The organism is Candidatus Rhabdochlamydia porcellionis (assembly GCF_015356815.2).
Classification (GTDB): domain Bacteria; phylum Chlamydiota; class Chlamydiia; order Chlamydiales; family Rhabdochlamydiaceae; genus Rhabdochlamydia; species Rhabdochlamydia porcellionis.
This window is the reverse complement of sequence record NZ_CP075585.1, coordinates 1328833-1352111: the sequence shown is the minus strand read 5'-3', so window position 1 is coordinate 1352111 and position 23279 is coordinate 1328833. Positions and strand designations below refer to the sequence as shown.

At 34.9% G+C, this 23279-nt stretch carries 24 protein-coding genes; 12 read left to right on the top strand and 12 right to left on the bottom strand.

Annotation, left to right across the window (positions count from 1 at the left end; all coding sequences use genetic code 11):
* Nucleotides 1-152: 152 nt before the first annotated feature.
* Together RHAB15C_RS06385 and RHAB15C_RS06380 are read left to right on the top strand one after the other, a co-directional pair.
* Complete coding sequence (locus RHAB15C_RS06385; RefSeq protein WP_194845170.1) at nt 153-1205, top strand: NAD(P)/FAD-dependent oxidoreductase; 1053 nt, start codon at nt 153-155, stop codon at nt 1203-1205.
* Nucleotides 1206-1634, top strand: a complete 429-nt coding sequence (locus RHAB15C_RS06380) for a thioredoxin family protein (protein ID WP_194845171.1) — start codon at nt 1206-1208, stop codon at nt 1632-1634.
* On the opposite strand, the gene RHAB15C_RS06375 is transcribed toward RHAB15C_RS06380, so the two are convergent.
* Nucleotides 1631-2416, bottom strand: coding sequence for a hypothetical protein (locus tag RHAB15C_RS06375; RefSeq protein WP_194845172.1), 786 nt, complete (start codon nt 2414-2416; stop codon nt 1631-1633). The genes RHAB15C_RS06380 and RHAB15C_RS06375 overlap by 4 nt on opposite strands.
* 5 nt (nt 2417-2421) lie before the next feature.
* Nucleotides 2422-3396, bottom strand: a complete 975-nt coding sequence (locus RHAB15C_RS06370) for a hypothetical protein (protein ID WP_194845173.1) — start codon at nt 3394-3396, stop codon at nt 2422-2424.
* 150 nt (nt 3397-3546) lie between these two features.
* Here RHAB15C_RS06370 and rfbC point away from each other — a divergent pair, with 150 nt between their 5' ends.
* Genes rfbC through RHAB15C_RS06345 form a run of 5 tightly spaced genes read left to right on the top strand, consistent with a single transcriptional unit; the run spans nt 3547 to nt 7451 of the window.
* On the top strand, nt 3547-4077 hold the full coding sequence (rfbC, locus tag RHAB15C_RS06365; RefSeq protein WP_194845174.1) for a dTDP-4-dehydrorhamnose 3,5-epimerase: 531 nt from the start codon (nt 3547-3549) through the stop codon (nt 4075-4077).
* Nucleotides 4074-4925, top strand: a complete 852-nt coding sequence (rfbD, locus tag RHAB15C_RS06360) for a dTDP-4-dehydrorhamnose reductase (RefSeq protein WP_194845175.1) — start codon at nt 4074-4076, stop codon at nt 4923-4925. Before rfbC ends, rfbD begins: the two co-directional genes overlap by 4 nt.
* Nucleotides 4909-5913 (top strand): dTDP-glucose 4,6-dehydratase, encoded by a 1005-nt coding sequence (gene rfbB / locus RHAB15C_RS06355; RefSeq protein ID WP_194845176.1) that lies wholly within the window; start codon nt 4909-4911, stop codon nt 5911-5913. Before rfbD ends, rfbB begins: the two co-directional genes overlap by 17 nt.
* Nucleotides 5907-6641: a 3-deoxy-manno-octulosonate cytidylyltransferase gene (kdsB, locus tag RHAB15C_RS06350; protein WP_194845177.1), complete on the top strand. Its 735-nt coding sequence runs from the start codon at nt 5907-5909 to the stop codon at nt 6639-6641. Before rfbB ends, kdsB begins: the two co-directional genes overlap by 7 nt.
* 51 nt (nt 6642-6692) lie before the next feature.
* Nucleotides 6693-7451 carry a hypothetical protein gene (locus tag RHAB15C_RS06345; RefSeq protein ID WP_194845178.1) on the top strand — a complete coding sequence of 253 codons (759 nt, stop codon included), beginning with the start codon at nt 6693-6695 and terminating at the stop codon, nt 7449-7451.
* Nucleotides 7452-7606: 155 nt separating this feature from the next.
* On the opposite strand, the gene RHAB15C_RS06340 is transcribed toward RHAB15C_RS06345, so the two are convergent.
* Both RHAB15C_RS06340 and RHAB15C_RS06335 read right to left on the bottom strand, forming a co-directional pair.
* Complete coding sequence (locus tag RHAB15C_RS06340; RefSeq protein WP_194845179.1) at nt 7607-7978, bottom strand: hypothetical protein; 372 nt, start codon at nt 7976-7978, stop codon at nt 7607-7609.
* A 56-nt stretch (nt 7979-8034) separates the two neighbouring features.
* Nucleotides 8035-8331: a hypothetical protein gene (locus tag RHAB15C_RS06335; protein WP_194845180.1), complete on the bottom strand. Its 297-nt coding sequence runs from the start codon at nt 8329-8331 to the stop codon at nt 8035-8037.
* A 369-nt stretch (nt 8332-8700) separates the two neighbouring features.
* Here RHAB15C_RS06335 and sufB point away from each other — a divergent pair, with 369 nt between their 5' ends.
* The 5 genes from sufB to RHAB15C_RS06310 are packed head-to-tail and all read left to right on the top strand — an operon-like array spanning nt 8701 to nt 15214.
* Nucleotides 8701-10140 (top strand): Fe-S cluster assembly protein SufB, encoded by a 1440-nt coding sequence (gene sufB, locus RHAB15C_RS06330; protein ID WP_194845181.1) that lies wholly within the window; start codon nt 8701-8703, stop codon nt 10138-10140.
* 1 nt (nt 10141) lies between these two features.
* A complete protein-coding gene (gene sufC, locus RHAB15C_RS06325) occupies nt 10142-10879 on the top strand; it encodes a Fe-S cluster assembly ATPase SufC (protein WP_194845182.1) in 738 nt (245 codons plus the stop codon).
* The gene (gene sufD, locus RHAB15C_RS06320; RefSeq protein WP_194845183.1) at nt 10863-12155 is read left to right on the top strand and encodes a Fe-S cluster assembly protein SufD; all 1293 of its coding nucleotides are present in this window, start codon (nt 10863-10865) and stop codon (nt 12153-12155) included. The genes sufC and sufD overlap by 17 nt, the downstream gene beginning before the upstream one ends.
* Nucleotides 12152-13393 (top strand): aminotransferase class V-fold PLP-dependent enzyme, encoded by a 1242-nt coding sequence (locus tag RHAB15C_RS06315; RefSeq protein WP_246587546.1) that lies wholly within the window; start codon nt 12152-12154, stop codon nt 13391-13393. The genes sufD and RHAB15C_RS06315 overlap by 4 nt, the downstream gene beginning before the upstream one ends.
* Before the next feature lie 60 nt (nt 13394-13453).
* Entirely contained in the window at nt 13454-15214 is a 1761-nt protein-coding gene (locus tag RHAB15C_RS06310) for a hypothetical protein (protein WP_194845184.1), read from the top strand.
* 72 nt (nt 15215-15286) lie between these two features.
* Here the strand turns inward: RHAB15C_RS06310 and RHAB15C_RS06305 are convergent, their stop codons facing one another.
* From RHAB15C_RS06305 to RHAB15C_RS06270, 8 genes are all read right to left on the bottom strand, one after another.
* The gene (locus RHAB15C_RS06305) at nt 15287-16363 is read right to left on the bottom strand and encodes an Lpg1974 family pore-forming outer membrane protein (RefSeq protein ID WP_194845185.1); all 1077 of its coding nucleotides are present in this window, start codon (nt 16361-16363) and stop codon (nt 15287-15289) included.
* A gap of 338 nt (nt 16364-16701) precedes the next feature.
* Entirely contained in the window at nt 16702-17775 is a 1074-nt protein-coding gene (locus tag RHAB15C_RS06300; RefSeq protein ID WP_194845186.1) for an Lpg1974 family pore-forming outer membrane protein, read from the bottom strand.
* A gap of 571 nt (nt 17776-18346) precedes the next feature.
* Nucleotides 18347-19177, bottom strand: coding sequence for an EscT/YscT/HrcT family type III secretion system export apparatus protein (locus RHAB15C_RS06295; RefSeq protein ID WP_194845187.1), 831 nt, complete (start codon nt 19175-19177; stop codon nt 18347-18349).
* Between the two features lie 46 nt (nt 19178-19223).
* Nucleotides 19224-20540 carry an Lpg1974 family pore-forming outer membrane protein gene (locus RHAB15C_RS06290; RefSeq protein ID WP_194845188.1) on the bottom strand — a complete coding sequence of 439 codons (1317 nt, stop codon included), beginning with the start codon at nt 20538-20540 and terminating at the stop codon, nt 19224-19226.
* A 116-nt stretch (nt 20541-20656) separates the two neighbouring features.
* A complete protein-coding gene (gene sctS / locus RHAB15C_RS06285; protein WP_194845189.1) occupies nt 20657-20926 on the bottom strand; it encodes a type III secretion system export apparatus subunit SctS in 270 nt (89 codons plus the stop codon).
* A gap of 15 nt (nt 20927-20941) precedes the next feature.
* Nucleotides 20942-21724, bottom strand: a complete 783-nt coding sequence (sctR, locus tag RHAB15C_RS06280; RefSeq protein ID WP_194845190.1) for a type III secretion system export apparatus subunit SctR — start codon at nt 21722-21724, stop codon at nt 20942-20944.
* Between the two features lie 82 nt (nt 21725-21806).
* Nucleotides 21807-22424 carry a FliH/SctL family protein gene (locus tag RHAB15C_RS06275; protein ID WP_194845191.1) on the bottom strand — a complete coding sequence of 206 codons (618 nt, stop codon included), beginning with the start codon at nt 22422-22424 and terminating at the stop codon, nt 21807-21809.
* A gap of 3 nt (nt 22425-22427) precedes the next feature.
* Nucleotides 22428-23279 (bottom strand): hypothetical protein, encoded by an 852-nt coding sequence (locus RHAB15C_RS06270; protein WP_194845192.1) that lies wholly within the window; start codon nt 23277-23279, stop codon nt 22428-22430.

The following is a 23279-nucleotide window of genomic DNA, read 5'->3' as shown; positions in this document are numbered from 1 at the left end:
TTAAATATGTTCTTAGATTATGCGTATAAAGCTTTTTATGAAAGGCTCTATTTTAAGCCAATCTAATTTTTAGAAATAAAAAGTAATTCTATTTTTTTAAATCTTTATTTTTATTCTTAAAAAAATTACATGTAAATTAAAGAGAGGTATAAATGAAAAAAATTTTAGTTAAAATTCTAATTCTATTTTCTACTTTTATTTATGCTGCTGAAACAAGAGATGTGCCGGTTTTGATTTTAGGAAGCGGTCCTGCTGGTTTAACAACTGCTATTTATTGTGGACGTGCTGGGATTAAGCCGGTTGTAATTACAGGAGGTAGTGTAGGGGGTATGATTACCCAATCTCCTAGAGTAGAAAATTGGCCAGGAAAAGATGTGATTTCAGGAATTGAACTAGGTAAAGATCTTGAAAATCAAGCACGTTTAACCGGAGCAGAATTACTTAGAGAGGAAGTAATTGATGTAGCACTCTCTCATGATCTTTCTCAAAAAGCGCACCAAATAACAACTCGTTCTTTAATTACTCAAGAGGAAATGATATACTATGCTCCTATTGTAGTTGTCGCTTTAGGAGCAACCCCTAATAAATTGCATATTCCTGGAGAACAGAGTTATTGGTCTAAAGGAGTATATAGTTGTGCAGTATGTGATGGGGGATTTTACAAGGACAAAATTGTAGCAGTGGTAGGAGGAGGAGATGGAGCTTTAACAGAAGCGCAATATCTTGCTAACCTTGCTAAAAAAGTTTATATCATAGTACGCGGAAGAGGTTTTCGTACTGTAGAAAAACAAAGAGAGAAACAAGTGGTATCTTTGCCAAATGTAGAAGTTTTCTATCAAACTATAGTAAAAGAGATAAAGGGAGAAAAAGATCGGGTCAGCTATCTTATTTTATCCAATCAAAAACACAAAAAAAGTTATCACTTACCAGTAGATGCTTTATTTTTAGCTATTGGATCTATGCCAAACACAAAGCTATTTGCCAATCAATTAGAGCTAGATTCAGGATATATTCGGCTAAAGGAACATCAAAAAACCTCTATTAAGGGAGTATATGCTGCAGGAGAGGTAGCAGATCCGGAATTTAAACAGGCAATTTGTGCAGCAGCAGATGGAGCTAAAGCAGCTATGCAATTACAAAAAGAGGCCAATAAACCGTGTAAGCCTTGTGAGCTTCTGCAAAACAAATTAAAAAAGGAAATATAAATGAAAAGCATTCTAATGATTTTAAGTGGTTTATTTATGGTTTGCTCTTTGCCGATTTATTCTGCAAATAAGCAATTGCTTAAAATTCAAGGAAAGATTCTTGAAGTCTCTTCTTTGGAAGAGCTAGATACGTTTTTAGAAGATCAAAAAATAGTCTTTATCGACTTTTATAAAAATTCTTGCCCTCCTTGCGAGCAATTTAAGCCTTTATATGAAAGTTGGGCGCGTCTGTTTGATAAGCAGATTATCTTTATTAAGATCAATGCAAGTAATCCAAAAACAGATGACTTATGTAAAAAATTTAACATAACTGGCTTACCTACTTTGATTGTTTTAGATAATCAAGGAGAGGAAATTGCTAAGCATACAGGAATGGAAGAAATAAAGAAGATGAATATAAAAAAGTTTTTAGCTTACGTAAGGGATTAAGGGTTCAAATAAGTCGATAGGCGATTTTTCCATCCAGGTAGCCAACGTGATTCATCTCTAGGCGCATTAGCTACCCGGTTTTCAAGCAAAAAATTAGCTGCTTTCACAAAATCTTGAACGGGGTTAGTTAGTTGATTTGGCATATTTTGTATCACTTGTTTTAATCCCCATCCTTGATTTGCATATTGCTCTTTAAGCGTAGTTCCCTCTCCCTTGAAATTAATATAATCTATGATGGCGTATTTTCCATTAGAGGTTTGAGCAAGCAGATGTATTTTTTTGATAAAAGATTTTTTTTCTTTAAGAGGAAGAGAAAAAAGAATGGTTGCAATGGCTTTTTGAGAGCGTTGTACGATAAAGAGCATTTGCAATTCAATGGTCTGAGTCAGTAGTTTTTTTAAGCTTTGCTTGCGTGGATCTTGGGTTTGATCAAATTCTTGCTTAGAGCACCAGGGACAACTTTTTTCTTTCTTAAGCCAAGAGGGAATGGAAACACAATGTTTTTGTAAGAATAGAAGAAAGTCAGGAAATGTATCTGCAAATTGTTTTGGTCTGTCTTTTGGATACCAAATAAAATGACCAATCCCTAAAGAGAGAAAATCTTCACTGAGATTCCAGCTTAGCAGTTTATGGGTAGTGGCGCCACATTCATTTTGCCAAATTTTCTGACCGATCGCATACGCTTCCTTTTTGGAAAGACTGAAATAGGAAGTATGAGGAGAGTGTATTTTCCCATCACAACTCATTACAAGAGATAGAAGAAGTAGTAATCTTAAAAACATAAAATTTACTTGTAGATGTTAAGAGAGATAATACCGCTTGCAAATGCAGGTATATTGCGCCCTGCTATAGTAAACCAACAACCAGCAATGATCCCTACGTTGTGATTAAAATTATACTCAATTGCAGGTGCGATGCTTATTTGCTCTTTTGAAGCAGAGCCTATTAAATGAGGAATACCATTCAAATGACCTTTGTTCCCTTTAAAACGTGTTTTATTAGTATGTATATACTCTAAATCACAAGCTAAAACAAAGCGTTGAGTTAAAGACCATTCTAGTCCCAATAGAGAAATAAAAAATTGTCCAGGAAATATTTTACCTCTTGTATGAGACCCTCCTCCATAGGAATTTAATCCTTTTACATGAACAGGCGTAGGAAGACGATAGCTTAAGTTAAAACGGGTTGCTAAAAAGTGAGAGCATCCCATTTGAAATGTTCGCCCAATAACTAAAGCAATGCCTGGAAAGTAACTTCCTGATCCACCTGCATCTAAGCCTTGTTTATGTAAGCTTAAGTGTTGATATTTTCCTGTAGGCAAAGTAGCAAGCAATCTTAGTTTAATGGCAGGTCCAGTAGGCGCAGCTTTATATAATTGAAAGCCAAGGGATATAGGAATATCTCCAAATGCCCATGTATGGATATCTTTCTGATGCTTATATAATACTAGAGGATTGAATTGGAAGTCACAAATTTTTGACAATCCGAACTCGATATCTAATACAAAAGAACCAATAAATAAGTGGGGCATAGAATGGTTTTTCCAATGGGCATTGTAATGTCCATAGGTATTTGTAAAGAACAAATAGGATTGTATATTGTAATGGCCTTTAGGAATGACATTAGCAGATGGTGTAAGCAAAGGTCCTGTAAACCAGGGTTCAGTAGGAGCAATATGAAGTATATCAGAAGAGCTTGTAAACCCAGTCAAAGGAGAGCATAAAGCAACAAGTCGTATTAGATAAGTTTTAAAAATATTCATGTTCTAATAGTTTAAGTCATATATTTAAGCCAACAAGGCACAAGTAGGTTTTTTTGTATCTCATACGTATATTTTGTATGAGTACTTGAAAAAGTCAGGTTAATTAAGATAAAAAATGATAGTATTGCTTTATACATACACTGCTTTAATATGAAAATAGAAACTTTAACTTTACCTGGAATCAGTTTAATTAAACCACAGAGATTTTTTGATCAAAGAGGTTTTTTTTCGGAAACGTTTCATAAACAACGCTATATCGAAAAAGGAATTCATTGTGAATTTGTTCAGGACAATCATTCTTTCTCCCGACGTGGAACTTTAAGAGGAATGCACTTTCAGAGATTACCGGGTCAAGCAAAATTGATTTGGGTAGTACAAGGGGTTATTTTTGATGTAGTAGTAGATATTTGCCCAATGCGCTCTACTTTTGGCAAATGGCTAGGGGTCTATTTGGACGCGAAAAAAGGGGAACAGTTATTTATTCCTACAGGATATGCACATGGATTTTGTGTGATCAGTGAAACCGCTCATGTTTGCTATAAAGTAAGCAATTTTTTTGATCCACTGGAAGAAAAAGGATTTCGTTATGATGATCCTGATATAGGGATTAAATGGCCTCTTTCTTCGGTTATCCTTTCTGAGAAAGATCGCAATCATCCATTTTTACGGCAAATAATATGAAGATTTGGATTTTAGGTGGCAAAGGGATGCTAGCTAGTGTATGTGCAAAAATATGTATACAAAAAAATTTGCAGTGCGTTGTTGATGATAGATCTTTAGCTGATATCACAGATTATAATCAACTATTACAAAGAGCTAGGTTAATACAACCAACACATGTGATTAATTGTGCTGCTTATACTCATGTAGATCAAGCAGAAAAAAATCCAGAGTTAGCCTTTTTGATAAATGCAACAGGAGCATCTTTTGTGGCAAAAGTAGCCAAGTTAATAGATGCGCACTTAATGCATATCTCAACGGATTATGTATTTTCAGGAGATCGGCAAGCTCCTTACTGCGAAGAAGATACTCCTTGTCCTCTAAATGTGTATGGTGCAAGTAAACTAGCAGGAGAAAATCTAGTATTGGATATTCATCCTAGCGCATGTGTTCTTCGCACTTCTTGGATTTTTGGTACAGAAGGAAAAAATTTCATCAGTTCTTTATTGCCTTTATTACAAAATCAAGAAGAGATTCATGTAGTCCAAGATCAATGGGGATGTCTTACGTATTGCTATGATTTAGCTTCTATTGTTTTGTATCTTATACAAGAGAAAGGAATTTATCATTTTGTAAATCAAGGTGTTTGTTCTCGTTTTGATGTTGCAAAAGAACTTTTTGACAAGCTGCAAGATCGCATCTTTTGTAAGAAAATTATTCCTACTTCAGCTATTAACTATGTAAATATGGCAAAACGCCCGAGGTTCAACGTATTAGGGACACGGAAAATTTCTAAAAAGTTGAATAGAGATCCCAGACATTGGAAAGAGGCATTAGGAGAATTTTTTATAGATGCGATCACGGTTTAAATCTTTATTAGTTACTGGAGGGGCAGGCTTTATTGGTTCTTGCTTTATTCGCTATGGACTAAACAAGGTTTATGGAGTTGAGAAAATTATAAATCTTGATGCGCTGACTTATGCTGGTAATATGCATAATCTAGAGCCCATTCAAAATGATGGACGTCATGTGTTTGTGCAAGCAGATATTTGTGATCAAAAAAGAGTAGCACAGCTTTTAGAAGAACATCAGATTGAAGTAATTGTGCACTTTGCTGCAGAAAGTCATGTTGATAGAAGCATTTTAGGATCAAAAGAATTTTTAGAGACTAATGTAGGAGGAACTCTTGCTCTGCTAGATCTTGTACGTTTATTTCCTCAAATTCACTTTCATCATGTATCTACAGATGAAGTATATGGATCTTTAACTCATCAAGAGAGCTCTTTTAAGGAAACATCTCTTTATAAACCCAACTCTCCTTATGCGGCGTCCAAAGCAGCAGCAGATCACTTCGTACGTGCATATGCCCATACGTATAAACTTTTGACCACTATTTCTCATTGCTCCAATAATTATGGGCCTTGTCAACATCCAGAGAAGTTTATTCCAAGGATGATTGCAGGTTGTTTGCATAAATCTTTTCTACCTATATATGGAGAAGGAATGAACATTCGTGATTGGTTATTTGTTGAAGATCACGTTAAGGCTATTTGGACAATTTTAGGACGAGGAGTTATAGGAGAGTCTTATGCTATAGGAGGAGGATGTGAGAAAACAAATATCGATGTACTTTATTCTATCATCGATACTTTTTCTGCTTTAAAAAATGAAGATCCTACCCAACTAAAACTTCTCATTAAAAAAGTAGCTGATAGACCAGGACATGATTTGCGTTATTCTATTGATGCTACTAAGATTAAAAAAAATCTTGACTGGACGCCTATGTATGATTTCGAGTCCTCTTTAAAAGAGACTATCCGTTGGTATTTAGAATACCCAAAGAGGTTAGAATGCTAAAGATTATTTGTGTAATACCGGCTAGATTATACTCTACGCGGTTTCCTAAGAAAATCCTTACCTTACTACATGACAAACCTTTAATCCGATGGGTATGGGAAAAAGCCTGTTCTATTTCTTGTTTTAATCAAGTAGTAATTGCTATAGATGCAGAAGAAACGAGAAAAGTTGTCCAATCCTTTGGCGCTCATTATATCATGACATCTCAAGAATGCCCAACAGGAACAGATCGATTGATCGAAGTTATGCAAAAAGGTTTTATGCAAGCAGATATATGGGTCAATTGGCAGGCAGATGAACCATTTATCAGTGAGCAAATGATTAAAGATCTTTTGCAGTCAACCTCCGATAGCGATATATGGACTTTGAAAAAAAGAATTATCGATTCTTCTGATATTTTATCACCTCATATTACAAAAGTTATCTGTAATCATGAAGGAAATGCGCTTTATTTTTCTCGTAGTCCTATCCCACATTATCGAGATCAAAATCCATTACAATTGTATTATCAGCATATTGGGCTTTATGCTTTTTCTCAAATGGCCCTAGAAAAGATCTCTCAATTAGGTTCTTGTGACATTGAAGAAGCAGAAAAATTGGAACAATTACGCTTTTTGTTTTATAATCTACGCATTCGTGTAAATGAAACTCTAGAAAGCTCTTTAGGGATTGATCTTCCTGAACATCTTGTTAAAGCAGAAAAGTATTTAGGATTGCTGCCTTCTTGACATGTTTTTTAGCATCGAGTAGCTTTCGATATATCTAAACAAGGCATTAAGATGAGGTTTTTTTTATTGCTTCTTTTTTTCATAACCGATTTAAAAGCAGCAACCCCTCCATGGGGAATTAATAGACATGCCTTATTTGTTAAGCATGCACAAAAACTAGAAAAAAATCTCAGAGAATATCCTTCTTTTTCGTTTCCCACACCAGTAGAAGAAGTGTTTCAGCTTTTTCCTAATCAGCGTATTCCCATATTTGCCTATGGAAGTTTATTGTATCCTAAGTCAGCTCTTAAAACAATTTCTCAAACAACGATTGATACCTATCGCCTGGTAGTGGCTTACGGATTTCAACGTGCATTTAACTATAAAGCGTCTCCTTTAAAGAAACCATCGCGCCAAAATGATGTAGCGATGTTAAATCTATTCGTAACCCATCTTTTTGACACAGTAAATGGAGTTTTAATATGGGTAACGCATGATGAATTCAAAAAGCTTGTTCAAAGAGAAGAAGGTTATCACTTAAAGCCCGTCATTGTGAGTGATTGGGAGCAAGGTTTCAAATCTGAGATTTCTCAGCCCAATTTCTGGCTTGCTTATGTATTTATGACACCTTCTGATTCTTCTTATTCTCATCCTAGAATTAATCCTTATCCGCCTTATGCAAATGAGGCTTTATTAGGAGCAGAAAGATACGGAGATATCTTTTTTACCTTCTGGCTAGAAACTACTTTTTTAGCTGATCTAATTACGCCTTTTTCTGCTTGGATAGAAAATCCACAGATCGATTGCAATCAAAAAAAACTTTGCAAATAATGTGATTAAACAATTTTTTTTAAAAAAATCATAAGTTTACCTTATAATGTTCGTTTTCTATAGAAAACAAATTAAAAGATATGGTACTCATTATTAATGATTACTACTGAGTTTTTACAAAGATACCGAAAAAATTGTGCAATAAGATCTTTTTTTTACATAGCTTGCAAAACTTCATTGATCAAATGACGATATGCATCATAAATGGGAGTAAAAAGGCTCTGACTATTTTTTAGGAATTTTTCCATAGCTTTTGATTGATAAAAATTGATAAGTAGTTTTATTTCCTTATGAGAAAATTTTGTATCAAAGCTACAAACAAATTTTTCTATAAAAGAGTCTTGCAAAATTTTTTCTCTAACAATAGAGTCTACTTCTTCAATGCTTACATTTTTCCCAGAAAAGCTAATAGCTTGAATAATAGACATAGATAGCATCAGTTTTAACTGTTCGGGCTGCATAGTTGTAAGACGGATCAGTGTTATAGTATCTTTTGTTTTTGCATTTTTATTTTCTTTATTAGGCATATGTTTCTCGGTTTTAATAAAGAGGTGTTGTTTTTTTCAAGGATACTTACTATTTATCATGGGCACCATGGAGCTGCCAAAATAGGTAAACATGAGTAAAGACATGCTTGAAGAGCTGGTACTGAGCCAATCCCACCGGTTGCAGAAGAGGCTAAAAGCTCACATCCCACTACGCAGCTAGCATAAGTGATAGGCCCTCCTTCTACAGATTTCATATTTGTTAATCCAATAAAAGTAATAACAGGAATAGCAAACCTATTTAGATTTCTTGCTACGTTTTTTACAGCGTTTGAGATTTGGAATTGCTCTGCTGAGGGAATGATAGACTGCGGTGTTAATCTGGATATATGCATATGACCTCCTTGAAAGTTATTTAAAGGAAAAACAAAATTTTATAAAAGTATTCTTTTTATTTTCAATAAAATTTATTTTAATTTTAGTATTTTTTTCTTGGATGGATGACAGGAGAAGTTTCTTTTAGGTAGATAAATCTAAAATATTGCTAACATAAACCAAATCTTAAAGGACCAGTGATTTATCATTTCAGTCTTATTTGGAAAGTGTAATAAAATTATTTGAGTTTATATGCGTATGTTATTGCGTATTAAATAGGTGTGTTTTTTTTAATTAAAGTTAAATATCTATGGATAGAAATTTTGAGGCTTTTGATTGAGAAAATCTATAGTGTTCAGATAATATAGAAGGAATTTTATAGGAAATATATGTCAACCGAACAACTTATAGAAGAACGCTCAGAGTATAAATTTGGTTTTACCACCTCGATTGAAACGGAAAGTTTTCCAAAAGGACTATCAGAGGATACGGTTCGCTCTATTTCAGCTAAAAAAGAAGAACCTGCTTTTTTACTAGAGTTTCGTTTACAAGCATTTGCTAAATGGAAGCAAATGAAAGAACCAAAGTGGGGAAATTTACGTTACACACCTATTGATTATCAAAACATTTCTTATTATTCTGCGCCTAAAAAAAAGCAGTCTTTAAGTAGTTTAGATGAAGTAGATCCTGAAATTTTAAAAACATTTGCAAAGCTAGGTATTCCTTTAGACGAGCAGAAAAGGCTAGCTAATGTGGCTGTGGATGTTGTCTTTGATTCGGTTTCTTTGGGGACTACTTTTCATAAGGCTTTAGCAGAATCAGGTGTGATCTTATGTTCGATTTCAGAAGCGATAAAGCTTTATCCAGAATTAGTAGAAAAGTATCTGGGAAGTGTTGTTCCGATTGGAGATAATTTTTTTGCAGCACTTAATTCAGCTGTATTCTCAGATGGCTCTTTTGTCTATGTTCCCAAAGGTGTGCGCTCTCCTATTGAATTATCCACTTATTTTCGCATAAATGACCGAGAAAGCGGGCAGTTTGAAAGAACATTGATTATTGCTGAGGAGAACTCCTACGTAAGTTACTTAGAGGGGTGCACAGCCCCTGCTTTTAATAAAAATCAATTACATGCAGCAGTTGTTGAATTGGTTGCGATGGATCACGCAGAAATTAAATACTCTACAGTGCAGAATTGGTATTCGGGAGATCCTAAGACAGGACTTGGAGGGATTTATAACTTTGTTACTAAAAGAGGACGATGTCAAGGGATTAGCTCAAAAATTTGTTGGACACAGGTAGAAGCCGGAGCTGCAATTACATGGAAATATCCCAGTTGTGTTCTACAAGGGGATAACGCGGTAGGAGAATTTTATTCAGTAGCTCTGACCAATGGAGTGATGCAAGCGGATACTGGTACAAAAATGATCCATCTAGGTAAAAATACACGATCGACAATCATATCTAAAGGGATTTCAGCGGATAAATCCCATAATACGTACCGCGGTCTTGTTAAAATTGCTCCTCGTGCAGAAGGAGCGCGTAACTATACACAATGTGATTCGATGCTAATTGGAAATCAGTGTTCTGCCAATACTTTCCCCTATATCGAAATAGCTAATGAAACAGCCCAATTAGAACATGAAGCTTCTACTTCAAAAATGAATGAAGAGCAACTGTTTTATTTAGAAACTAGGGGAATTTCTCGAGAAGATGCGATTAATTTAATCGTTAATGGATTTTGTAAAAAAGTCATTCAAGAATTACCTCTAGAGTTTGCTGTTGAGGCACAAAAATTATTAACTTTAAAATTAGAAAATTCTGTTGGATAGCATGTTAGAAATTACACAATTGCAAGCAAGCGTTGCAGGGAAAACCATCTTAAAAGGACTAAATTTACAGATAAATCCTGGAGAAATTCATGCAATTATGGGACCAAATGGCGCTGGTAAGTCTACTTTAGCAAAAATTTTAGCAGGAGATCCCTCTTATGAGATCACTGCAGGGGATCTTATTTTCGAGGGAAAGAGTTTATTAGAATTGAGCGCGCATGAAAGGGCTCATTTAGGAATATTTCTAGGATTTCAATACCCTGTAGAGATTACAGGGATTTCTAACTTTCAATTCCTACATGCAGCTTATAATGCAAAGCGCAAGGCGCAGCTGCTAGACTCTCTATCTGAGGAGGCATTTAATGAAATTATGCAAGAAAAAATGCATCTTGTGGGAGTAAAAAAAGAATTTCAATCGCGCAGCATTAACGAAGGATTCTCGGGTGGAGAAAAAAAGAAAAATGAGATCTTGCAGATGGCTGTTTTAGAACCGAAACTTGCTATTCTTGATGAAACCGATTCTGGGTTGGATATTGATGCTATGAAAGTGGTTGCCAAAGGGGTTCAAAGTGCCTTAAAACCGGACTCGAGTTTACTGTTAATAACTCATTATCAACGCTTACTCGATTATATTAAACCTCATTTTGTTCATGTTGTTTTAGATGGGGTAATTGTGAAATCAGGCTCGGCTACATTGGCATTAGAACTGGAGAGAAAAGGATATGACTGGCTTAACTAAACAAGCACAATCGCTGCTTTTACAACATTTAGAAGCACAGTTTGAAAAACTTAAAACAGCAGATGCTCTCAGCTTTTACCGAAGGCTAGCATGGAAAAAGTTTCAAGAATTAGGGATGCCAAATCGCACTCAAGATGCATTTAAATATGTTTCTCTGCAAGGCTTATCCACTTTAGCAGTTGATCAGACATGTGATAGTCCTGAAGTAGATAAAAAGAGATTTGAGTCAGAGATTCTACCAGAAAGTAAACACAGTTATTTTCTATTTGTTAACGGTTGTTTTCACCCGAACTTGAGCAATTTTTCAGCGCTGCCTCCTCAAATCAAAATTTTGTCTTTATCGGAAGCAATGCAGTCGCATAAGGCTTTTTTACAACATCATCTTCAGCAGCAAATGCAAAAAGAGCAAGATCCTTTTGCCGCTTTAAATTTAGCCCTGCATTCTAATGGGTTATTTGTTTACATTCCTCCAAAAATTGTAGTAAATACACCTATTCAATGCTTACAAATTATAACAGAAAAGGCTTTTCTTACGGTGCCTCGTATGCAAATCGTAGCAGGAGCACATACACAAACAAAATGGGTTTTTTCTTGTTTGGATTACAAAAGCGATGACTATCTAAGCTTGCCCTTATTAGATTTTACATTGGAAGAGAAAGCAGAAGTTCATGGATATTCTATAGAATATCATAAAGAGCATAGATGGCAATTTTCTTCTTTAAGAGCTGCTTTGAAAAAAAAGGCCTCTTTTCATGCAATGCATTTAGGTGCAGGTGGTAGAGTTTCTAGAATAAATGCATATGTTTATTTAAAAGAAAAAGAGAGTAAAACCCAACTAAAGGGTCTCCTTAATCTCTCAGGAAAAGCCTCTTCACATTGTCATTTAACCGTTGAACACCAAGCACCAGATACCAGTTCTTTGCAACACTTTAAGGGGATCTTAAATGACTTTAGTCGATCGAGTTTTGAAGGGAAAATTAAAGTGAACTCTGAAGCACAAAGAACGCGAGCTTATCAGTTAAATAACAACTTGCTCTTAGGATCTGGAGCAATTGCTAATAGTAAACCTAATCTAGAGATTTTTGCAGATGATGTGAAAGCCTCGCATGGCGCTACCGTTTCTCAATTGAGTGAAGATCAACTCTTTTATTTAGAGACAAGAGGCCTGAGTCCTATAGAAGCTAAAGAGAGGCTTCTTAATGCTTATGCTCAAGAAATTATTCAAGAAATCCCTTATCGATTTTTAATAGAGCAAATTTTGAGAGAAATGTTTTGAACCAGGAATTTAATGTCTGGAAAATACGCCAAGATTTTCCTATGCTACGTCAGTTAATGCATGGCCGTCCTTTTATTTACTTAGATTCAGCAGCTACAGCTCAGAAGCCGCAGGTTGTAATTAATACAATATCCGATTTTTATACAAATCATTATGCCACAGTGAATCGTTCTGTTTATGCTTTTGCTAGTAAAGCAAGCGCTCATTACAATTCTGTTCGCCAAAAAGTTAAACGCTTCTTAAATGCTGCTTTTATTGAGGAGATTATATTTACCAAAAGCACAACAGAGTCCATTAATCTTGTTGCCTACTGCCTGAGTAAGCTCTGTTTACAACCAGGTGATGAAGTGCTTATTTCTGAAATGGAACATCATTCCAATATTATTCCTTGGTATATGTGCTGTAGAGAAAGAGGAGCTCAGCTTAAAGTAATCCCTGTGAATGAATCTGGAGAGTTAATTTTTGAAGAATTCCAAAAACTGCTTTCCGATAAGACTAAAATTGTAAGCATTGTACATATGTCAAATGTTTTAGGCACTGTTAACCCCATTGAAGAAATTGTTAGAGAAGCTCATGCAAAAGGTGCTAAAGTAGTTGTCGATGGAGCTCAAAGCGCACCTCATATGCTAATCGATGTACAAAAAATGGGAGTAGATTTTTATGCTTTTTCAGCACACAAAATGTATGGTCCAACAGGATTAGGAGTGTTATACGGCAAGCGTTCTCTATTAGAAGTGATGCCTCCTTATCAAGGAGGAGGAGATATGATTGATGAAGTAGCATTTGATAGAATCACTTACCAAGAACCTCCTTTAAAATTTGAAGCAGGAACTCCCATGATTGCAGAAGTTATAGGTTTAGGCGCAGCATTGGATTATATAGAGTCGATTGATCAAAAGCTTGTTGCCGTATGGGAAAAAGATTTGCTTGAATATGCTACTCAGCATCTCATGGAAATTAAAGGATTAAAAATCATTGGTATAGCTCAGAAAAAAGGGCCTATCATAAGTTTTTCCATTGATGGATTTCATCCTCTTGATTTGGCCACATTGCTTGATTTAAGAGGAATTGCAATGAGAACAGGGCATTTGTGTGCTCAACCTATTTTAAAACGTTATCATGTAAGCTCTTTATTAAGGATCTCTTTAGCTTTTTATAATACTTTTGAAGAAATTGATATTTTTATCCATGCTTTAAAAGAAGCTCTTCTATTGCTGAAACCTGAAATTTCTTACTAAAGAATAGGTAATTTTATTTTTAGTTAATATTTACTATCTATTTAAACAGTTTTTCTTTTTATGAGTGTAATTACTGATTATCCTTTGGGTGTGCAAGCTATTTTTAATTCTAAGATAGCAAACCCTTTTCTTAGCAATTATAATTATGTTTTCACAGCTTTAGCGCAATCTTATCAAGTATATGCAGCAACAAAGGTAGTAGCTAAAACCTTGCAAGCTTATAACCGTCCGATGGCAACATTTCCTTGGTATGTAAGGGTATTAGCAGTAACAGCTGTGCCCTTTTCTATTTGTTTTGAAATTAATCGCTGGTCTTTAGGCTACCAACCACATTTTTGGATCAAAAAAACCATCCATTGGGTTTGCGATCATACTGGGCTGTTTATGTATGCAATCTGTATTGTATCTTCTATTGCATTAGCTATGATCGGCAAGCCAGGAATGCTAATTGGCGTTGCAGTCACATTTTCTATCGATCAGATTCAAAATTACGATATTTTACCTGCTTATTATTGTCATGTATTAAAAACCATTAACACGCTAGTTTCTGTTTTTTTCTCTAAAAGAACATTTTCTTGCTGGATATCAATAACCGAGCTAGCTAGTAATCTATATTTTTCACGACTTATACAAAATACACCTTTACATGCAATGACGAATACTATTGTCACTGATAAGACGGTTGCCGATGTTAAAAATAACCCTTTTCATATTCACTTCAAGCCGGAACTAAAAGAAAGAAAAGCAGCGGATCTTTTAGTTTTTTTTAAAGGAATTACATGGCACGCTACTCAAACGAAAGAACTATTATCAAAAGACAATGATTGGATAAAAAGAGCAGATACTAGTAAAGACCCTATCTCCTATGTAAAAAACTTGCATAAGTATGTAGAAAATGTATGTTCTGATTCAAAGCAGCTAGCACCAATAGAGCTATATTTGAAGGTAATTATTCAATATTTATGCAACCATCCAAAAAAAAATTTAGAAAACAAAGAGTTAGTTCTAAATGTTATAGCACAGCTAAGGAAAAATTCCCAAGAAGGGGTTAGTCGTTTAGGAGAAATAGCAGAAAAGCTCTACGAAAGAATAGATTCTTTCTCATTTGAAGAGCAAGTTTTGCAATTGCTTTATAAAAAAAGAAAAGAAATTTTTAAGCAATTTTTCCATAAAGAGCTTTGTGAAAAAACTATGATGGGTTCTTTTAAAGAAGTTTTTCATTCTTGGGCTAAAGATGCATTTGATTCTCATATGGGGATTAATTTTTTTCTAATAGATCGAACACCGAGTCTAATCAAGGCAAACATATGCGCAATGTGTGCAGCTGAGGAAGTTAATACTGAAGAGTACTTTTGCGATCAAGAAGGGAATAGTCTTTATGCTTCTGAGAATATAATCGATTTATTAATGAATCAACTAGGTAATACTCTTTCATGGGATAGCGTAAATCAGTGGTGGCAAGAACAGAATATGCCGCAGGATATTAATGCTATAAAAAATAAAATATTATCAATACAAACAGCAGAAGCCCATTTAAAAGCTTTGTATGAAATAAAAAAAGATGATTTCCATTATTGTAACTTTTCTTTTTTAAAGAATATATCTACAGAAAAGCGCATTTACTTTTTTAGCTTTATAAAACAAGACTGTAAAGAATATTTTATAGATCTTAAAGAAAAAATACAAATAGATAAGGATGAAGAAGAGTTTGCAAATAAAATCTGCTTAGATATTCAGCAGGCTGTAGATGTCTATCCTAAGATAGAAAAACTGTTAGTTTCTATGCTTTTGAAGATAGGAATTTTTCAGTTGAAGATGTAAAAGAGTTGATTTGAACAAAGAAAAAAAACACCCAGACTTTAAATTCTGGTGTTTTTCTTGTAAAGGTTTTAGTTAGAAATCAAAGTTTGCGTGTAGAGTCCAACCTTGGTAGGTTAAATCTCCTAAAGGGATGGAATCAAATAAGAGACCTTGATTGAGATACACGTGGTTTTCCCAGCCTAATTTCAATCCAAAGTGGAAGCAGTCATTACAGGAATTGTAATCCCAACCTAGTCCCAATTGAAGGTCTATAATAGGTTTACAAATATGATAACTATCTCTAAATGAATAAGCGATAATTCCAGATTCATTTATAGTTTGTTTAATCAGTCCATACTCAATAGCACCAGCTACGTTTCCATAAAGACTAAATCCACCACAAAAACTCCACTGTGTGTTAAGACCTGATTCGATCCCAATTCCCCACCATTTAACTCTTCTCTGAGTAATTTGGGCATCTGTAGGGTTTGTAGCTGTTCCAGAATAAGACTCACGTAATCTTTGGCGTAACCAATTGGCTCTTAGTCCAAAGAAAGGGCGTAGTGTTACCCACCTACTTACAAAAAACTCGCGACCTGTATTAAGGCTAATTTGTTCAAGACGATTGTGATACTTTGCGCTTGCAGTTGTAAAACCTATACCAATCTTTGGTGCTAATAAAAAATTACCTGTAGCTGCTGTAGCACTAACATGGCGATTGTTAATTAAATGTGTCCAAGTAGCTGCTACATCCCAATTATCATGAGGTAGAGTCCAATCCAGACCAACGCGGAATCCCCAATTATATTTTTGTTTTACTCGATCATTTCTAATAGGAAGGCCAAGAGAGGTTAATTCTGTAGCGTAGATAAGGCCATCTTCTTGTAGCTGCCAAAGCAGAGCATCTGCAGATATTTGAAAGCCCCATCCATTTCTGGTTAGCGGCATTCCAGGAGGATTAATCATTTTATTTGTTTCAAGGCAAGGGAGGCAATTTTCTAAATTAGGCGTATTAGTTAAATCAGGCGTAGGTAGAGCAGACTTAACTAAATTAGGCTTATTAGGTAAATCAGGCGTAGCACAATCATTGACATCTGCATACGTAAAGCTTAGAGTTAACAACATAGATGCAGTAATTGTAGGCCATATTTTTTTCAAGTTCCCTTGCATAATAAGATTTCTCTTGAGTTTAGATTATTTAATTTCAGTAAACGACAATTACATCAGATACAACTTTATATCAAACAAAAATGCAGGGTTTAAAAGCTTTGTTTTTTTACAAAGAATATACCCGGATCATTTTGGCTTAACTGTAATTTTTATTTTTTAATGTATTGACATTCATCTTATACTAATAAAAATAAATTGCAATATTTTTTTTTAATGAAAAGAACTCAGATCTTTTTTATGAAAAAAATATATTATAGGGATAAAAAAAACACCAGTTTAGGTGAATATGTTCACTTAATCCTGGTGTCTATTTTCTTTGCAGTAACAAAGAACTTTACTTAGAAGTCAAAGCAAGCATGTAATGTCCAGCCTTGATAAGTCAGACTTCCACCAGAAGTGTTGTCTGAATAGTTGACTGTGTTGTAAGACAAGAATCTGCTTTGATCGAAATATACATGGGTTTCCCAGCCTAATTTTAATCCAAAGTGAAAGCCGTCTTCACAGAAGTTATAATCCCAACCTAGTCCAAGCTGTAAATCCAGGATAGGTCTGCAAATATGGTAGCTTCTTCTAAATGAAGCATCAACACCGCCAGACTCGCTCAATTGCAGCTTTTGTAAGCCATACTCAATAGCAGTGGCTACGTTTCCATAAATGCTAAATCCACTACAGAAACTCCATTGTGTATTAAGTCCTGACTCAATACCAATTCCCCACCATTTATTTCTTTGGTTAGTGCTTTGATCTAATGGGGTGGTAGCAGTAGAGCCGTAAGAAGTACGGAATCTTTGGCGTAACCAATCAGCTCTTAGTCCAAAGAAAGGACGTAGTGTTACCCATTTGCTAATGAAGAACTCACGACCTAGGCTAAGATCAATTTGATCAAGACGATTGTGGTATCTTGCGCTTGCAGTGGTATAGCCTACAGTAGTAGCATTTGCAAAACCTTGTGCTTTCACTAAAACGTTTGGCGTAGCACCTGTAGTATCTGCCGTAGAACTGCCATGACGATTGCTAATTAGGTGTGTCCAAGAAAGATCTACATCCCAATTATCATGCGGTAGGGTCCAGTCAAGGCCAAGACGGAATCCCCAATTGTAGTTACTTTCTACTCCATCAGCTCCAACAGGAAGGCCAGTAGATGTTGTTTCTACAGCATAACTAAGACCGTCTTCAAATAGTTGCCATAAAAGAGCATCTGCAGATATTTGAAAGTCCCATCCATTTCTAGTTAGAGGCATTGCAGGAGGGTTGATCATTCCATTTACGCCTCGTTTTTGCTCAAGGCAATTAAGACGATTTTCTATATTACGCAGGGATGATGAATCACCAAAATCCGCATACGTAAAGCTTGTTGCTAATAACATAGATGCGGCAGTTGCGGGCCACACCTTTTTCAAATTCCATTGCATATAGATCCCCCTGGGTTTGGATCATTTAATTTCAATAAACGACAATTCGTAGCTGCCCACGGAGTTAACAACTTCCTTGTAAGAAATTAGCAATTCCGCAAGCAGCTACAATGTAGACATCTTGAAGATCATCGTATTTGCCTACAATGAACTTTGTAAACAGCTACATCTGATGCAAACTTGCCTTAAATGAAAAACTGCAAGGAAGAATAATCTCTTTTAAAGCATATTCTGAGCAGTATTTTTTGTTTTGATAGCTTTATTTGCATCATTTTTATGGCTTCACTGTAATTTTTATTACGAATTCAAGTCAACAAAAAATAGTATACGTATATGATTTTCCTTTTTTAATCGATGTTAAAACTCTATTTCTAAGATAGGTCAAATACGTCTTAAAACTATTTAGGAGGGGTTTTTTATTTTCTAGTTTTGAAAGAGTTCTATTAAATGAATTTCGCATTTTTATGATTTAAAAATCAAAGAAACAATCAGAAAAAATACAAATACAAAAAGGATTTTTTCTGAATTTAATTAAAAAATTAAGACTGTTAATAAGTAAAAATAGCTAATACTATTGAAAGCTCTTTAGAATCATTTCTAGATCTTTTAGATATCCTAATGATTGTATGCCCATTTGTTGTAAAATAAAAAACCATGCAGCACAAAGAACCGCAAGCCCAAGTAATGACTTAAGAGACATACCTAAAAAAGCAATTTGTACTTGAGGAGCTAATCTGTTAGCGATTCCTAAAAACATCTCCGTCATTAATATAGCAATGATAGATGGAGCTGCTAATTGAATACCAATTGATACGATTTTTCCAACTAATGTCCAAACGCTTTGCCAAAAAGCTGCTTGAAAAGTAAAGAAATACGATGAAAGCATTTTATCTGCGGGAATAATTGTATAAAAATCGAAAAGAGCATTAAAAAAATAAAAGATGCCGTTGATTTGATAGAAGATCACAATCATGATGTAATTATAAAAAATACCAATAGAAGAAGAAGGGGTTTGCATAAAAGGATCTGTCACTTGCAAAGCAGAAGATCCTCTGAGAAAGTCGATATTTACCCCAGCTGTTTCTGCAATGTAGAAAGGGATTGTTATAAAAAATGCAAGAACGAATCCAAGGAAGAGTTCTTTAAAACAAAGGACAATATATTGAAAATTAAATCCAACTATTGTTTGAGAAGTCATAATCATTTGCGGTAAAAATACAAGGGTTAAACAGATCAAAAGGCCCATTTTTACCGTGCTAGGAGCTTTATTCCCTAAAAAAGGAGCTAAACTTACAATAGGTGCAAATCGCATCAATCCTAAAAAAAATAGGGAAAGCAATGCAAAAGGATCTAGTTCAAAAAGTTTGGAAAAAAAAGCTAGGTAAGATTCATTAGGGTTCATGTAAAAGCTTATAAAAGATCACAGAAAAAGATAACAGCAAAATACATTAAAAATCAAAGCTTGCATGTAGTGTCCATCCTTGATAGGTTAAATCTCCTCCATGTGCATTTTCTGAGTAGTTTGTGGCAGTAGTAGCTGTGATATTTGTAGCGTCTGCTATTTGAATAAATAGGAAACGACTTTGGTTGAAATATACGTGATTTTCCCAACCTAACTTTAATCCAAAGTGTAACCGGTCATTACAAAAATTATAATCCCAACCTAATCCTAATTGAAGATCTAGAATAGGCCTGCAAATATGATAACTTGTGCCAAAACCATTAAAAGCAGAATCTGGTGGACCTCCGAATTGAACAGAGCTAAAATCAAAACCGGTTTGAGAGAGATGTAATTTTTGTAGACCATACTCAATAGCAGCAGCTATATTTCCATAAATGCTAAACCCGCCACAAAAACTCAATTGGGAGCTAAATCCTGATTCAATCCCAATTCCTTGCCATTTATTTGTTTGTTGAACATCTAAAGAAAGATTAGGAACCACAACCCCTGCACTTGCAACCACTACATTTTCAAAATAACCTGTACGCAATCTTTGATGTAACCGATCGGCTCTTAAACCAAAATAAGGACGTAATGTTACCCATTTACTAATGAAAAATTCACGAGCAGCGTTAAGACTAATCTGGTCAAGGCGATTATGATATTTTGAACTTGCGTTGAAATAGCCGGTAGCAATAGGATCGTTAATCCCTTGTAATATTAATAAAAATAGCTGAGGAGAACCTCCTTCGGTAGGAATTTTTAAATCAGCTGCCGTGGTTTTACTGCGATGGCTATTGCTAATTAGATGCGTCCAAGTAGCTGCTATATCCCAATTATCGTGAGGCAGAGTCCAATCAAGGCCGACGCGAAGTCCCCAATTATACCTCTGTTTTACTAAGGCAGTTGATTGACCAAGATCTTGATCGGAGGAAAATCCTATAGCATAGGTAAGAGCATCTTCTTGTATTTTCCAATATAGAGCATCTGCAGATATTTGCAAACCCCATCCATTTCTAGTTAAAGGCATAGCAGGAGGGTTGATCATTCTGCTTATATCTTGTGTTTGTTCAAGAGTGTTAAGGCAGTTCTCTAATTTTTTTTCAATAAGAATGAGGCGATTTTCTATATCAGGTTTGGTCAAATTTTGTTCAAAATGAGGAAGAGGATTCTCTTGATTAGGTGTAATCGAATTCTGTTCGCGACATGGAAGACAATCTTCTGGATCAGAGGCAGAAGATGAGTCGTGAGAGTCTGCGTGAATAGAGTTTACTAACATAAGAGTAATAACTGCGAACCATAATTTTTTTGTTCTTAATCGCATATAAAACCTCTAATTTTTTATACAAATTACATGGCGTGATTTTCCTGAATTTCAATGTAATTTTTATAAAGAATTCAGTCAACAAAAAGTGTATATGAGTGTTTTTATGTAGATCTTTAAGACGCCCATTTAGGAAAATTAGTAAAGATATTATTAGTAAACTGTAAAATTTGTGCGCTTAACCATCCTCCAACAATGAGCAAGGTAAAAATCACTGCAAATAGTTTGACCATGAAAGAGAGTGTTTGCTCTTGAATTTGTGTAGCTGCCTGAAAAATAGCAACGGTTAATCCGAGCAGAGTGCTGATCAAAATAGGAGGACCGGATAAAAGAAGAATCAATAACAGAGCTTGATAAGAAAGCTGATAGATTTCTGTGTTATACATATTTTTTTCCTTAAATTAACGAAATGATAAGACTAGTCCTTGAATGATCAATGTCCATCCATCTACCATTACGATTAATAGTAGCTTTAAAGGAAGTGCAATTGTTAAAGGAGATAACATCATCATGCCCATAGCAAGTAAAATATTGGAGGTCACTAGATCTATTACAAAGAAGGGTAAATAGATTAAGACACCAATTTCAAACGCAGCTTTAAGTTGTGAGGTAATAAAAGCAGGAATCAAAATGATAAAATCGTTGGGTTTTAACCCGCCACGAAACTCTTCTGGTATAGAGCGCTGAGCAAGTTGATAAAAACCACCCATGTGCTTAGCAGTAGTATTTCTCTGTAAAAAATCACGCATAGGCTCCTTTGTAACATTGATTACATCTACCGTGTATTGAGCGCTTTCAGCGGAAAATAAGTTTGTAGGAGCTCTGTCTTTAATCTGATTTTCTCCTGCTCTATACATGGCTACCATGGTGGGAAACATCACATAAATCGTCATTAAAAGAGCAATACCACTTATGACTTGATTTGGTGGAGATTGCTGAATGCCCAGAGCATTGCGTAGAAGAGACAATACAATCACAATTTTAATGTAAGAGGTTAAGAGCATAATAGCAAAAGGCAAAAGCGCAAAAGCTGTGATTGCTGTTAATTCTTCTAAAATGGTAGGCGTTGGTGCTAGTTGTTCAATAGAAGGTGAAGAGGGAATTACTTCCTGTGCATATAAACAGTCTCCTAAAAAAAGACAGGCTAGCAATATAAAAGAAAAAATCAGAAAGCGTTTATGCATGTCAGTACCATTTTTTTACCGAATTTAGTATATTCTTGGATTTTCTCTAAGAGAAAAAGAGCTTTAAGTTTGTGCTTTAAAATTACATGTATTTTTGAAAAGCGTGCTCTAAAGATTCCCAAAGTTTATCTATTTTGGCATTGATAATTCCGCTGTCTGTTTCAATAACACAGCCTCCTTGTTCAATATCATCTCTTTCCTGAATCGTAAAAACTTTTACTTGTTCAAGATTTTTCTTAAGAGTGGGCTTATTTTCTTCTAGAATATCTTTGTCTAATTTATTGACATAGATGGTAATATCAGGACTTTGCTTCACGCTCTTAAGCGTCTCAGAGACGATTCGCACAATAGTTTCAGGATCCAAAGATAGCTGTTGGCTAACGATTTTTTTAGCTGCCTGTAGAGCAAGAGGAAGTACTTTTTTTTGCAGTTCTGAATACCAAAAAAGCACTTTTTTTTCTAAATCTGTAATATAAGTACTGAATTGCTCGAGTCCCTCATCAAAGCCTTGTTGTTTTGCTTGGGCGCGTAGCTTTTTACACTCTTTTTCTACCTTTTGTTTATAAAGAACAATATCTTCTTGTGCATGTTCAACCAGAGATTTTGTTTCTAATAAAATACTAAAATCTTTAGCAAGGATCACCTTTTCTTCTGTAGCTGGATGTACTTCGCTTTGTTGAATGAGTGTTAGAAATTTCATAAGTTAGTTTTGATAGTTAAGTGTTTTCATGAGTGAAAGGACTTGATTTTTGAGCAGATCCGCTGCTTGTGGAGCAGTTGTAGTGGTAGATAACTTAGTTAATAGTTTACCTTTTTCCATTTCTAGATGATGGCTTATATACCAAGTAAAGCTCGTATGAATAGGATAAATAGCTTTAGCTAATCGATTAATTCCTCTTTGCATTAATGCATTTTTTAACACCTCTAAATCTGCGTCCCACTCAGATAGTCCTATTTTTTTAAAGACAACAAGTTCTTTTTGAATCAAAAGTTTTTTTAAGTAAGTAGCTTGCTCTTTAGTAAGAGCGCTATCAATCGATTTTAATTTTTGCGTAGAGATAATTTGAGGAATTTCCACTGCTAAATCATGCATTGCCAATAGTTCAATAAGGGTATTTAATTGTGTAGTATTTAAATCAAGTAAAGCTAGTAAAGGATGTTGCGGTAAAAAGCAAAGAGGGATCAAGTTTTCAGGAGCAATTTTTTTAAATAATTCTTGAGTTAAGTATTTTTTGGCTAAAGCTGTGAGCCTTGGAAAGGATTGAGAGAGCATTAATGCTTCTTTTAATCCTTGTATTTGTTCAAGTGGTAAACAAGAGATAAAAAGCTTAGCATCTTTTTCTGTAAGAGAACGCAGATGTGGCACAAACCAGGAAAAATGTATAGCATCAAGCTGTTCATATATAGAGAATTCTGTATTTGTTATTTCTATATTTTCTCCATGAGATGTTTGCATTTCAGTTTGCATCTCTTCTGATAAGCAAGCAAGAAGACCCTTTTTTTGGGGAGAGGACATAATAAGAGAGCGTAATGTACAAAAAGCTACTTTATTCAT